Annotated in this window: 15 protein-coding genes; 1 reads left to right on the top strand and 14 read right to left on the bottom strand. The window is 70.9% G+C overall.

Annotated elements, in window-relative coordinates:
* The 6 genes from cobA to ND747_RS08780 all read right to left on the bottom strand — a co-directional run.
* Nucleotides 1–808, bottom strand: an 808-nt coding sequence (gene cobA / locus ND747_RS08805; protein WP_251732992.1) for a uroporphyrinogen-III C-methyltransferase, incomplete at its 3' end; no start/stop codon positions are given.
* A gap of 18 nt (nt 809–826) precedes the next feature.
* Nucleotides 827–1,498 carry a phosphoadenylyl-sulfate reductase gene (locus tag ND747_RS08800; RefSeq protein WP_251732991.1) on the bottom strand — a complete coding sequence of 224 codons (672 nt, stop codon included), beginning with the start codon at nt 1,496–1,498 and terminating at the stop codon, nt 827–829.
* Complete coding sequence (locus ND747_RS08795; RefSeq protein ID WP_251732990.1) at nt 1,499–1,720, bottom strand: hypothetical protein; 222 nt, start codon at nt 1,718–1,720, stop codon at nt 1,499–1,501.
* Nucleotides 1,720–3,420: a nitrite/sulfite reductase gene (locus tag ND747_RS08790; RefSeq protein ID WP_251732989.1), complete on the bottom strand. Its 1,701-nt coding sequence runs from the start codon at nt 3,418–3,420 to the stop codon at nt 1,720–1,722. The genes ND747_RS08795 and ND747_RS08790 overlap by 1 nt, the downstream gene beginning before the upstream one ends.
* A 59-nt stretch (nt 3,421–3,479) precedes the next feature.
* Nucleotides 3,480–3,671, bottom strand: a complete 192-nt coding sequence (locus ND747_RS08785) for a putative leader peptide (protein WP_251732988.1) — start codon at nt 3,669–3,671, stop codon at nt 3,480–3,482.
* A 183-nt stretch (nt 3,672–3,854) separates the two neighbouring features.
* On the bottom strand, nt 3,855–4,790 hold the full coding sequence (locus ND747_RS08780; RefSeq protein ID WP_251732987.1) for a helix-turn-helix transcriptional regulator: 936 nt from the start codon (nt 4,788–4,790) through the stop codon (nt 3,855–3,857).
* Nucleotides 4,791–5,191: 401 nt separating this feature from the next.
* Here ND747_RS08780 and ND747_RS08775 point away from each other — a divergent pair, with 401 nt between their 5' ends.
* Complete coding sequence (locus ND747_RS08775) at nt 5,192–5,701, top strand: response regulator transcription factor (RefSeq protein WP_251732986.1); 510 nt, start codon at nt 5,192–5,194, stop codon at nt 5,699–5,701.
* A 12-nt stretch (nt 5,702–5,713) separates the two neighbouring features.
* Here ND747_RS08775 and ND747_RS08770 read toward each other — a convergent pair whose 3' ends face one another.
* The 8 genes from ND747_RS08770 to ND747_RS08735 are packed head-to-tail and all read right to left on the bottom strand — an operon-like array spanning nt 5,714 to nt 11,870.
* A complete protein-coding gene (locus tag ND747_RS08770) occupies nt 5,714–6,562 on the bottom strand; it encodes a menaquinone biosynthetic enzyme MqnA/MqnD family protein (RefSeq protein WP_251732985.1) in 849 nt (282 codons plus the stop codon).
* A complete protein-coding gene (locus tag ND747_RS08765; RefSeq protein ID WP_251732984.1) occupies nt 6,559–6,807 on the bottom strand; it encodes a hypothetical protein in 249 nt (82 codons plus the stop codon). The genes ND747_RS08770 and ND747_RS08765 overlap by 4 nt, the downstream gene beginning before the upstream one ends.
* On the bottom strand, nt 6,807–7,091 hold the full coding sequence (locus tag ND747_RS08760; RefSeq protein WP_251732983.1) for a hypothetical protein: 285 nt from the start codon (nt 7,089–7,091) through the stop codon (nt 6,807–6,809). The genes ND747_RS08765 and ND747_RS08760 overlap by 1 nt, the downstream gene beginning before the upstream one ends.
* Nucleotides 7,092–7,107: 16 nt before the next feature.
* Nucleotides 7,108–8,256 carry an aminofutalosine synthase MqnE gene (gene mqnE / locus ND747_RS08755; RefSeq protein ID WP_251732982.1) on the bottom strand — a complete coding sequence of 383 codons (1,149 nt, stop codon included), beginning with the start codon at nt 8,254–8,256 and terminating at the stop codon, nt 7,108–7,110.
* A 52-nt stretch (nt 8,257–8,308) separates the two neighbouring features.
* Nucleotides 8,309–8,569 (bottom strand): DUF4229 domain-containing protein, encoded by a 261-nt coding sequence (locus ND747_RS08750; protein ID WP_251732981.1) that lies wholly within the window; start codon nt 8,567–8,569, stop codon nt 8,309–8,311.
* A 21-nt stretch (nt 8,570–8,590) separates the two neighbouring features.
* Nucleotides 8,591–9,469 (bottom strand): UbiX family flavin prenyltransferase, encoded by an 879-nt coding sequence (locus tag ND747_RS08745; RefSeq protein ID WP_251732980.1) that lies wholly within the window; start codon nt 9,467–9,469, stop codon nt 8,591–8,593.
* Nucleotides 9,470–9,471: 2 nt separating this feature from the next.
* Nucleotides 9,472–10,422 carry a menaquinone biosynthesis prenyltransferase MqnP gene (gene mqnP, locus ND747_RS08740; RefSeq protein WP_251732979.1) on the bottom strand — a complete coding sequence of 317 codons (951 nt, stop codon included), beginning with the start codon at nt 10,420–10,422 and terminating at the stop codon, nt 9,472–9,474.
* Nucleotides 10,419–11,870 carry a menaquinone biosynthesis decarboxylase gene (locus tag ND747_RS08735; protein WP_251732978.1) on the bottom strand — a complete coding sequence of 484 codons (1,452 nt, stop codon included), beginning with the start codon at nt 11,868–11,870 and terminating at the stop codon, nt 10,419–10,421. The genes mqnP and ND747_RS08735 overlap by 4 nt, the downstream gene beginning before the upstream one ends.
* Nucleotides 11,871–12,104: the final 234 nt, after the last annotated feature.

The raw sequence follows: 12,104 nt of genomic DNA, 5'->3' as shown, positions 1-12,104 counted from the left end.
GGCGTGGGCGGGTCCGGGCGACGAGGACGCGGACGCCGGTCAGTGGCGCGCTCGCGGCGACCGCCGGCGCGTCGCTGCGAGCGGCGACCTCGCCGACGACGATCACGGCCGGTGAGCGGACGCCGGCGGCGATCGCGTCGACGGCGAGGGCGTCCAGGGTGGTGCGCAGTACCCGTTGGGCGGGGGTGCCGCCGCGTTCGATCACCGCGACCGGGGTGGCTTCGGGGCGACCGCCGGCAAGCAGCTCATCGGCGATCGCTATCAGACGGGCCACCCCCATCAGGATCACCAGGGTCGCCCGGGACGCGGCGAGTCCGGACCAGTCGACGGTGGAGTCGGGATGGCCGGGCGCAAGATGACCGGAGATGATCGCGATCTCCTGGGCGACGTCGCGGTGGGTGACCGGAATACCAGCCAGCGCCGGGACGGCCAGGGCAGAGGTGACCCCGGGCACGACCGTGCAGGGCACCCCGGCGACGGCACAGGCCTCGGCCTCCTCGCCGCCGCGGCCCAGCACGTACGGGTCGCCGCCCTTGAGCCGCACGACCCGCTCCCCGGCCAGCGCCCGCTCCACGAGCAGCGTGTTGATCCGTTCCTGCGACCAGGACGGTGCGGTCGCGCTCTTGCCGACGTGGACGATCCGCGCCCGGGGTGCCAGCGGTCCGGTGTCCAGCAGGGCGAGGGCGAGCCGGTCGACGACGACCACGTCGGCGGTGGCCAGCAGTTCGCGGCCACGGACGGTCAACAGGCCGGGGTCGCCCGGGCCCGCACCGACCAGCCAGACCTCACCCGTTGCGCGTTCGTCCATCACGGCAGGCAGGGTACGTCAGTGGATGCCGCACTCGGTCTTGGTGGTGCCGGCCCAGCGACCGGCCCGGCCGGCGCCGCGCTGGGTGCAGGGCCGGCAGCCGACCGACTCGTAGCCGTCGGACAGCAGCGGGTTGACGATCACGTTGTGCTCGGCGACGTAGCGTTCGACGTCCGCCTCGGTCCAGGCGGCCAGCGGGTGGATCTTCACCTTGCCGCGCCGGGCGTCCCAGTCGACGACCCGCAGGTTCGCCCGCGACGCGGATTCGGCGCGCCGCGACCCCGCGGCCCAGGCCCGGTAGGGAGCCAGGGCCCGGTCGAGCGGGATGACCTTGCGCATCCGGCAGCACAGGTCGGGGTCGGTGCGGAACAGGTCCCGGCCGTGAACGGCGTCCTGGCCGACGACGGTGAGCTGCGGGCGGGCGCTGATCAGCGGGACGTCGTAGGTCGCGGCGACCGCGTCACGGGTGCCGATCGTCTCGGCGAAGTGGTAGCCGGTGTCGACGAAGACGACCGGAATGTCCGAGCGCATCCGGGCGAGCATGTCGACCAGGACCGCCTCGGCCATGGAAGCGGCGACCACCAGCCTGGGCCCGAACTCCTCCACGGCCCAGCCGAGGATCTCCTCGGCTGGAGCACCTTCGAGCTCGTCACCGGCCCGCAGGGCGCGGGTCTTCAACGCGGTAGCCATCTACGGTCGTCTCCTCGTTGCTGTGCTGTCGGCTACTGTGCTGTCGGCTGCTGTGCTGTCAGTGAACAGGGCCGTCAGGCTGAGGCGGAAGGCGCGCTGGCAGGATCGGCACGCCCAGTGGCCGTGCCCGGCGCCGGATCCGTCCGGCGCGGGCTCGGGGACGATGTCCTCCTCGCCGCAGTACGGGCAGTAGAACGGCACCGCCCGCGCACTGCCCGCCATCAGCCACCCCCACCGGTCAGGGCCGACTCGTCGGCGCGCTGGGCCCAGTCGGCGAAGCTCTCGCCGCCCTCGCGATCGGCCTGGTACGTCGTGAGCAGGCCCGTGACGTAGTCGAGCAGGCCGTCGGCGGTGACCTTAAGGCCACGGGACTTGCGCCCGAGCCGCGAGTGGGTGCCCAGGTGGCCGCCGAGGTGCACCTGGAAGCCCTCCACCATCTCGCCGGTGTCGTCCGGGACCAGCGAGCCCTTGAGGCCGATGTCGGCGACCTGGAACCGGGCGCAGGCGTTCGGGCAGCCGTTGATGTTGATGCCGATCGGCTCGTCGAAGTCGGGCAGCCGCCGTTCGAGCTCGACGATCAGGTCGCGGGCGTTGCCCTTGGTCTCGACGATCGCGAGCTTGCAGAACTCGATGCCGGTACAGGCCATCGTGCCGCGACGGAACACGCTGGGGTTCACCACGAGGTCCAGCTGCGCGAGCTCGGCTTCCAGGGCGTCGACCTCCGCATCGGGGACGTCGAGGATGACGAGCTTCTGCGTGGTGGTGGCGCGGACGCGGCCCGCGCCGTGGCGGTCGGCGAGGTCGGCGACGGCGTGCAGAACCGTTCCGGACAGCCGTCCGGCGCGCGGGGCGAACCCGACGGCGTTGCGCCCGTCGCGCTGGCGGTGCACGCCGATGTGGTCGCGGCCTTCGTTGCGCGGTGGTGCCGGCGGCGGGCCGTCGGGCAGCGCGGCGCTCAGATACTCCTTCTCCAGGGTGGAACGCACCCACTCGGCGCCCATGTCGGCGACGAGGAACTTCAGCCGGGCCCGGGTCCGCAACCGGCGGTAGCCGTAGTCACGGAACAGGCAGGCGACGCCGTGCCACACCTCGGCGACCCGCCCGGGCGGGACGAACGCGCCAAGACGCACACCGAGCATCGGGTTCGTCGACAGGCCGCCGCCGACCCACAGGTCGTAGCCGGCCCCGAGCTCGGGATGGACGACCCCGACGAACGCGATGTCGTTGATCTCGTGCAGAGTGCAGTGATCGGCGCAACCGGAGATCGCGGTCTTGAACTTGCGCGGCAGGTTCGCGAGCGTCGGATCGCCGACGAAACGCTCGACGATCTCGTCGATGACGGCGGTGCCGTCGATGACCTCGTCGCCGTCCACCCCGGCCAGCGGGCAGCCGAGGATGACCCGCGGGGTGTCACCACAGGCCTCGGCGGTCGTCATCCCGGCGCCCTCGAGGGCACCCCAGATGTCGGGGACGTCCTCGATCCGGATCCAGTGCAGCTGGATGTTCTGCCGGTCGGTGACGTCGGCGACGTCCCGGCCGAAACGGGTGGAGATGTCGGCGATGACCCGCAGCTGGTCGGCGGTCATTCGGCCGCCGTCGAGGCGGATCCGCTGCATGAAGTAGGAGTCGTCGAGCTCCTCGGGCTCGAGCACCGCGGTGCGCCCCCCGGAGATGCCCGGCCGACGCTGGGTGTAGAGGCCCCACCAGCGGAACCGGCCGCGCAGATCCTGCGGGTCGATGCTGTCGAAGCCGGTCTTCGGGTAGACGTTGAGGATGCGGTCACGTACCTCGAGGCCGCCTTGGTCCTTCTTCATCCGCTCGTTGGCGTTGAGTGGCTCGGTGTAGCCCAGCGCCCACTGGCCCGCTCCCTTGGGACGGGACGGGCGCGCTGCGGAACGGGCCGGACGGGCAGAAGAAGGCATGAAAGATCTTTCGACGCGCGGGATGCGCGGCACCGTCAACGCGGCACCGCACGGGGACGTCAGCGGAAGCGGCGACAGCCGGCGCTGGAAACCCGCAGCAGGTCAACGTGCAGACGGGCGACGAGCATCGGCTCGATCACCAGGCACGGGGCCGCGGGGGACGACGCAGCGCCGCGCCGGAGTGCGCTGCCGACCAGACGGTCAGCCTTACGCACGACCGGCGCCCCGAGGGTAAGGGCGCGCGCGACCACGACATCATGCTTCCACAGATGTGGAGCCGATGGGCGAGTTGTGAGAGCTCTGACGCCGAGTCGGCCACATAGTGGCCATCCAACCGCCACAAACCGGAAGAAAATGCCCCACGCATCTTCCCGCGAAGGTTACCCTACCCCATCGGTAGGAAAAATGAACAACGGTGTCAGGTCGGGAGCAGCTCAGACCGGCGGGCGAAAGGCACGGGACAGGCCGGCCTGCTGCGACAGGGGCCGGTGGTCGTCCCCACCGAAGCGATCGATGCGCCCCTTGACCAGCTCGATGAGCCGAGGCTGACTCACCCGCCCACCGGGCGCCGTAAGCATCTCCGCCAGGGCCTGGGCCGTCTCCTCCACGGACGCGGCGGCCGGCTCCGGGCCGACCTGACTCGGGCCGCCCCAGCTCGGTGCGGCGGCCGAGACCTCATCGGCGCAGGCCTTGCGGGCGGCGGCGTCGATCAGGCCGTTGACGGCGAGCGTCCAGGCGCGCAGGCCCTCGTGACCGGTCAGCTCCGTGAACACAGCCGCTTCCAGGCAGCAGGTGCTCGCACCGGCGAGCTCGTCCGCGTCGAGCAGGGAGATCGCCAGCAGGCCGGCGAGGTGGCCGGCCAGCATGAACAGGCGGAACTGCTGATGTGGGAGCAGCGGGGTGCGCAGCAGGGTGTCAACCACACACTGGTGATCAAGTACGAGCGCGGTGACGTCGGCCGGGGCGAGCCGGTCCGCCGTCGCGATGAGGTCGGCGACCAGGCGGTCGAGGTAGTCCAGCTCACCGTCACTGCGGTGATGGTCGAGCAGATCGGACACCCGGCGTCGCGACTCGGTCTCCGGATCCGGCCCGCGGCGCAACCGCTCGGCCCGGGCCGCGACGGCGGCCTCCCGCAAGTCGATCAGCGCGCCGCCAGCCTCGAGCGCCGCATCCACCGCGGCGATCACCGGCCGGGACGGAATGCCACGGCTGGGCTGCTCGATCTGGGCGATGTACTGGCGGCTGTAGCCGGTGCGCGCGGCGAGCTCGTCGCGGGACAGGGAACGCTCACCGCGCCGCCGACGGACCTCGCCGGGGAGCTGGTCCTCGGCGGTCGCCGCGCCGTGACGGCCTCGGCCCCGTTGCCGCATCTGCGCCGTCCTTCCGCCTGGCGGCGGTAACCACCCGCCTGACCACCCGACCGGGATTCACTGATAGTGATCAGATTACTCCATGGAGCACCCTTGTAGGCTAGGGGTAGAAAGTCCCATACGCCAGAGATCATAGTCGTAACTCTGCGTAGCCATGGTATGGAGGCGACCGGGCCCCAACCTTCCCTCGACTCCGCCGCCACATTATGCCGGCTTTCTTGGGCTCTCGTTGGGGAACAAGAGAGATGTCGGCGAAGTTCTGCCGGAAACATTGTGAATCTCGGCGAGATGGCCCATTCGACATATTCCGCCAGCTGCCACGCCAGGCGACAGGTACTGCGGCGGACTCCGCAGGTATCACGATGGTGACCGGTCTGGGTCATCCTCGATAACCATCCCGAATGACGATGCCCGAGGTCCCCCGGCGCGCGTACAAAAGAATGGTGGATACCGCCCGTCTCCTGGACTCCCACACCATGGACTCCCACACCGTGGACGCTCACAGCGTGGACGCTCACACGGTCGACCCACGTCCACGCCGGGTTGTCGTCGTGGACGATGCCGACGGTGTGCGTGACCTGTTGTGCCTGCTGCTCGGCACCGAGCCGGACTTCGTCATCGTCGGCGCGGCCGCCGATGGTCTGCAGGCCATCGACGAGGTGAATCGCACGAACCCGGATCTGGTCCTGCTCGATCTTGCGATGCCGGTCCTGGACGGTATCGGCGCACTGCCACGAATTCGCCGAATCGTCCCGCGGGCCGTCGTCGTGATTTTCACCGGTTTCTCGGAGGATGCGCTCCTGCACCAGGTACTCGCCCTCGGTGCGGACGCCCTGCTGGAAAAGGGCCTGGCCACTGGCCTGTTGGTCGACCAGCTGCGGAGCCTGTGTGCGGCCCGGCGGCCGGCCTGACCGCCGGCGTCCTCAGACCTGGGCGAAGGTCATGGTCCGCAGTAGCGGTACGTCACCGCGCCGGGCCGCGCGGTCCGCAAAGGCGCGGATACCGGCCTGTTGTCGCGCGCCGAGGGAGAAGTCCAGCGTGGTGAAGTAGCGGGCGAGCGTCGCCGGATCGAACACCTCGAACCGGGCCGCCCGGGCCGCGACCTCGTCCACATCACCGAGCGCGAGGTCGAGGCCGGCCCGGAAGGCGTCGTGCACCTCCTTGACCACACCGGGGTGACGGTCGGCGAAGGAACGGCGGGCCGCCCACAGCGCGAACACCATCGGCAGGCCGCTCCACTCCCGCCAGGCCGCGCCCAGATCCATCAGGCCGAGTGGATGCGCCGGTCCGTCCCGTTCGGCCTCGTAGGTCGCCCGCAGCGCAACATCACCGATGATCACCGCCGCGTCCGCCTCCCGCAGCATCAGCGGCAGGTCGGGTGGCATCGTCACGTAGGTCGGCGCCAGGCCGTGGTGTTCCTCGAGCAGCATCCGGGCCAGCAGCACGCTGGTGCGCGAGGTGGAGCCGAGCGCGACCGTGCGCACCTCGGCCAGCGGCACCGCTGTGCTCAGCACCACGGACAGCACCGGCCCGTCGGACCCGACCGCGAGATCGGGCAGCACCACCAGCTCGTCGGCGTGCCGCAGGTACTCGACCAGGCTGATCGGGCCGATGTCGAGATCGCCGGCGACCAGCGCCTCATTGAGCCGGTCCGGCGTGTCCTTGGTCAGCTCGAGGTCGAGCAGCGCGCCCGAGTGGACCAGTCCCCAGTACAGCGGCAGACAGTTCAGGAACTGGATGTGCCCGACCCGCGGCCGGACCTCGCCACTCAACGCTGGCCGCCGTGACGGTTCTCCATCGCGTCGATGACGGCCCGCCGTTGCCGCAGCGCCAACGGATAGCTGGCCAGGCCGCTGACCGCCAGCGCCAGCAGGAAGGCGAGCAGCCCACCCAGCCCCAGCAGCAGGACGACGGCCAGCACCACTCCGAACAGCAACGCCCGCACGGCGAAGTACCGCACGTTGATGGCCAGCAGCCCACGCTGCGGTCGCGGGGTGGGACGATCGGGCCGCTCCATCAGGACCTCCGCTTCTTGGCCGGCACCCAGCGGAGTCGGCGCAGCACGATCGGGAAGAACCCCAGGCCGACGATCACGGCGAGCAGCCCCAGCAGGGCCGCCGGGCCGATCGGCACCCCGACCCAGGCCAGCAGCGCGTCCACCACGATGCCGGGCACGAGGATGACCACAAACGCGAGCGCGAAAACCCATCCGGTGCCCGGCGCGCCGGGCGGACGGGACGGATACCGCGGGTTGGTGCTGACCCTGCTGTCGTTGCTGACCCTGCCGTCGTTGCTGACCATGGTGTCCGGGCCCGCCTCAGGCGTCGATGGCCGTCGCGACCTCGCGACGGGCCGGATCGGGCCCGTCGTAGGCACGGATCTCGCGATAGCGGGTGTCCCGCTCGACCGGCCGGAACCCGGCGTCTCGGATGATGCCCAGCAGGTCCTCACGGGTCATCGTGGTCGGGGTGCCGAACCGGTCCGCGTCATGGGTGATCTTGTACTCGACGACGGAACCGTCCAGGTCGTCGGCACCGAAGTTCAGCGCGAGCTGGGCGGTCGTGAGGCCGTGCATCACCCAGAAGCACTTGACGTGGTCGATGTTGTCGAACAGCAGCCGGGAGACGGCGAACGTCTTCAGCGCCTCGGCCCCGGTCGCCATCGGCTGGTTCATCAGCCGGTTGCGCGGGTCCCCGGCCGCGTCGTGCTGGAAGCGCAGCGGGATGAACACCGCGAACCCACCGGTCTCGTCCTGCAGTTCGCGCAGCCGCAGCACGTGGTCAACCCGGTGCCGGGGCTCCTCGATGTGGCCGTAGAGCATCGTGCACGGCGTGCGCAGCCCCTTGGCATGCGCGAGCCGGTGGATGCGCGACCAGTCCTCCCAGTGGGTCTCGTGGCCGACGATCTTCTGCCGGACCTCCCAGTCGAAGATCTCCGCGCCGCCACCGGTGAGCGACTCGAGACCGGCGTCGATCAGTTCGTCGAGGATCTCGTCGGCCGGCAGCCCGCTGATCTTCTCGAACCAGTGGATCTCGGTGGCGGTGAACGCCTTGAGGGCCACTCCCGGCAGCGCCTTGCCCAGCTCGCGCAGCGAACGCGGATAGTAGCGCCACGGCAGGGTCGGGTGCAGGCCGTTGACGATGTGCAGCTCGGTGATACCGGCCGGTTCCATCTCCTTCGCGAGCCGCACGGCCTCCTCGATGCGCATCGTGTACGCGTCGGACTCGCCGGGCTTGCGCTGGAACGAGCAGTAGGCGCAGGACGCCGAGCACACGTTGGTCAGGTTCAGATGCCGGTTGACGTTGAAGAACGTCCGGTCCCCGTTCTTGCGGGTGCGGACGTCGTGCGCGAGGCCACCCAGCCAGGCGAGGTCGTCACTGCCGTACAGTGCCTCGCCGTCGGCCCGGCTGAGCCGCTCACCGGCCGCGACCTTCGCCTCGATCTCCCGTTTGAGCCCAGCATCCATGTCACCCAGACTAGCCCGATTGCCCGCGGACCCTACCCGTCCCGGGGGTCCATTACTCCCGGTCGCGTACCGCCGCCGCCCGCTCCGCGGCCCGGCGCTGCATCCGGCCCAGCGGCCAGGTCAGCAGCCCAGCGATGACGAAGGCAACCAGCAAAGCCAGTATCACGTTCATCCCGACGACGGCCAGTACCACCGTGACCACCACGAGTACCGCCAGTCGGGCCGCGAAATACGGCAGCTGGGCCCGGAGGTCGACCTCCGCCGCCCCTCGACCGCGTCCCTTTCCCTTCGCCGCGCCGTCACCCGCCGTCATGCCGTCACCTTCGCCTCGCTGCTACGTGCTCCGAGGAACCCGTTGCCGGGAACCCGCCGTCGCAGACCACTGTGCCCGTCCCGGGGCCCGGTCCGCCAGGGAGCACCCGGCCACTGTTCGATCATGGTGTTCCGCGGAACCGCCCGGGACCGGGTCGGCGGGGTGCTCCGGACGGCGGGCGGCGCCCAGTTCGCCGGACCAGCGGCGATACAGGGTGTGGGTGACCCCGGCGGCGTCCAGGACCCGTCCGGCGACGAAATCGACCAGGTCGGTGGCCTCCCGGGCGCCGGCGTAGAAGCCGGGACTCGCCGCCGCCACCACGGCCCCGGCCTCGTGCAGGGCGAGCATGTGCCGCAGCGTCGCGCCGGTGTAGGGCATCTCCCGGGGAACGACGACCAGACGCCGCCCCTCCTTGAGGGTCACGTCCGCACAGCGTTGCAGCAGGTCCTTGGACAGTCCGAGGGCGATGCCGGCGAGGGACGCGGTGCTCGCCGGGACGACGATCATCCCGCGGGTCGGGTACGAGCCGCTGCTCGGCGGGGCCGCGAGGTTGCCGGGCGCGTGTACGGCGACCAGCGACCGCACCAGCTCGCCGACACCCGCGAGCACACCGTCCGGCGCGGCGGAATCGTCCGGCGCGGCAGAATCGTCCGGCGCGGCAGTGCCGAGCGGGGCGGACAGCCACGTCGTCAGGGCCGATGCCCAGGAACTGTCGTGCCAGGCAAGGCCCGTCTCGTCCAGCAGGGTGAGCCGGGCGGCGCGGGAGAGCACCAGGTCGACCGGGTGGCCGGCGGTGAGCAGGCCACGCAGCACCGCGGCAGCGTACGGGGTGCCGCTGGCACCGCTGACCCCGACCACCCAGGGCACCCGCGGCGCCGCGGCCGGAGCGGGGGATGGCACGGCTAGACCGACAGGCCGCGGCTGAACAGGTCGGCGACGGCAAAGGCGAACAGGGCGATGCCGACGAAACCGTTCGCGGTGAGGAACGCCCGGTTGACCCGGGAGAGATCGTTCGGAGAGACGATGGCGTGTTCGTAGGAGAGCGCGGCCGCGGTCACCGCGAGCCCCGCCCACCAGAACGCGCCGACGCCCACCATCAGGCCGTACACCACGAACAGGACGAACGTGACGACGTGGGTGACGGTCGAGCCGATCAGCGCACCGCGCACCCCGAACCGGGCCGGCACGGAGCGCACGCCGATGCGGCGGTCGATCTCGGCATCCTGGCAGGCGTAGATCAGGTCGAACCCGCCGATCCAGGCGCCGACGGCGAGACCGAGCACGAACGCCGCCCACGACCAGTGCCCGGAGACGGCGATCCAGGCGCCGACGGGGGCGACGGCCTGGGCGATGCCGAGCACGGCGTGCGGGACGTCGGTGAAGCGCTTGGCGTACGGGTAGACGACCAGCGGGGCGACCGCGACCGGCGCCAGCGCGAGACACAACCAGCTCAGCATCGCCGCGGCGGCGAGGAACACCGCGAGCGCCACCACCGATCCGACCACGGCGGTGCGCACCGACACCGCGCCGGTGACGAGCTCCCGGCTCGCGGTGCGCGGGTTGCGGGCGTCGATCGCCCGGTCGATGATCCGGTTGGCGGCCATCGCGAACGTCCGCGCCGCGACCATCGCGATCGTGACCAGCCCGAGGTCCGCCCAGTGCACCGAGCGTGACGCGTCAAAGCAGGCGGCCAGCGCCGCGATGTAGGCGAACGGCAGCGCGAACACCGAGTGCTCGATGACGACCAGCCGCAGGAACGCCCGCACATGTCCCAGCTCGTGCTGCCCACCACCGGACGAGCCCGATCCGGACACGCCACCGGATGGTCCCGGCAGGAACATCGCGTCGCTCACAGGCCGTACTCCTTCCAGCGCCGGGTCACCCGGTCGCGTACCGCGGCATCCATCACGATCTCCTCGGGCCAGCCGCCGTCACGGCGGTACCCCTCGGTCACCAGCTTGCGGGTCGCGTCCACTCCGATCTTGCCTCCCCAGAACTGCTCGTAGGAGGCATGGTCGAGATGGTCGACCGGGCCGATCGTGGTGAGCAGGTCATGGGCGTAGTCCACATTGCCGAACGCCCGCCAGGCCACCTCGTGGTAGTCGTGGACGTCACAGTCCGCGTCGACCACGACGATCAGCTTGGACAGCGACAGCAGCCCGGCGCCCCAGATGGCATGCATCACCTTCTGAGCGTGCTTCGGGTAGCGCTTGTCGATCGAGACGATGCAGCAGTTGTGGAACACCCCGGCCTCGGGCAGGTCGTAGTCGACGATCTCGGGGATCATCATCCGGATCAGCGGCAGGAAGATCCGCTCGGTGGCCTTGCCCATCGGCCCGTCCTCCTGCGGCGGGCGGCCGACGACGATCGTCTGGAACACCGGCTCACGCTGCATCGTCATCACGTCGACGTGCAGCGCGGGGAACGGCTCGACGGGCGTGTAGAAGCCGGTGTGGTCGCCGAAGGGACCCTCCGGGCGGCGCTCCCCCGGTTCCAGCCAACCCTCCAGCACGATCTGCGCGTTCGCCGGCACCCGCAGCGGGACGCTGCGACAGTCGACCATCTCCACCCGCTCGCCGCGCAGGTAGCCGGCGAACAGGTACTCGTCGATGTCGGCCGGCAGCGGAGCGGAGGCGGCGTAGGTGACCGCCGGGTCGCAGCCGAACGCGATCGCCACCGGCAGCCGCTCGCCGCGCCGCTCGGCGACGGCATGATGGGCGTTGGAGTCCTTGTGGATCTGCCAGTGCATGCCGACGGTGCGGGCGTCGTGGCGCTGCAGCCGGTACATCCCCAGGTTGCGGGCGCCGGTCTCGGGGTGGCGGGTGTGGGTCAGCCCGAGGTTGAGGAAGGCGCCGCCGTCACTCGGCCAGGCATGCACACCGGGCAGGCGGAACAGGTCGACGTCGGCACCCTCGAGCACGACGTCCTGGCACGGCGCGGTGCGCACCCGCCGCGGTGGCAGCGACGTCAGCGACGCGGCCTTGCCCAGCGCGTCGCGCAGCCCCGACAGACCGGTCGGCAGCTCGGGACGCAGCAGGGCGGCAAGCCGCTCGCCGATCTCGTCGAGCCGCTCCACGCCGAGGGCCGCGGCCATCCGCGCCTCGGTCCCGAACACGTTGATCGCCAGGGGCATGTCCGCCCCGAGCGGGGAGTCGAACAGCAGCGCCGGGCCGTGCTCGCGCACCACCCGGGTGACGATCTCGGTCACCTCCAGTCGGGGGTCGACGGGCACCGACACCCGTCGCAGATCCCGCCGCCGTTCGAGATGCGCGAGAAACGCGCGTAGATCCGCCCAGGCCATTGCCCCATCCTCGCAGCCACCACCGACCACCGTTGGCTCCCCCACCATCGGTGATGGCAACCGCACCCACCGCTGCCGGTCGGCGGCCTCGATGGCGACGCTGTTGCCAACCCGCCGGACGCGACCCGGGGGCGAGGGGCACACTGGGGATACACGGGCCGGCCATCTTCTCGACACGTGCGCCCCCGGGGCCGCCTTCGGGCAGTCCGAGGGACTCCGATGGCGCACACCATC

Origin of the sequence: Frankia sp. R82 (assembly GCF_023716925.1) — a bacterium.
In the GTDB taxonomy this organism is placed as follows: Bacteria; Actinomycetota; Actinomycetes; order Frankiales; family Frankiaceae; genus Frankia.
Note: the sequence above shows the minus strand (reverse complement) of the source record. Positions and strands in the feature narration are given on the sequence as shown.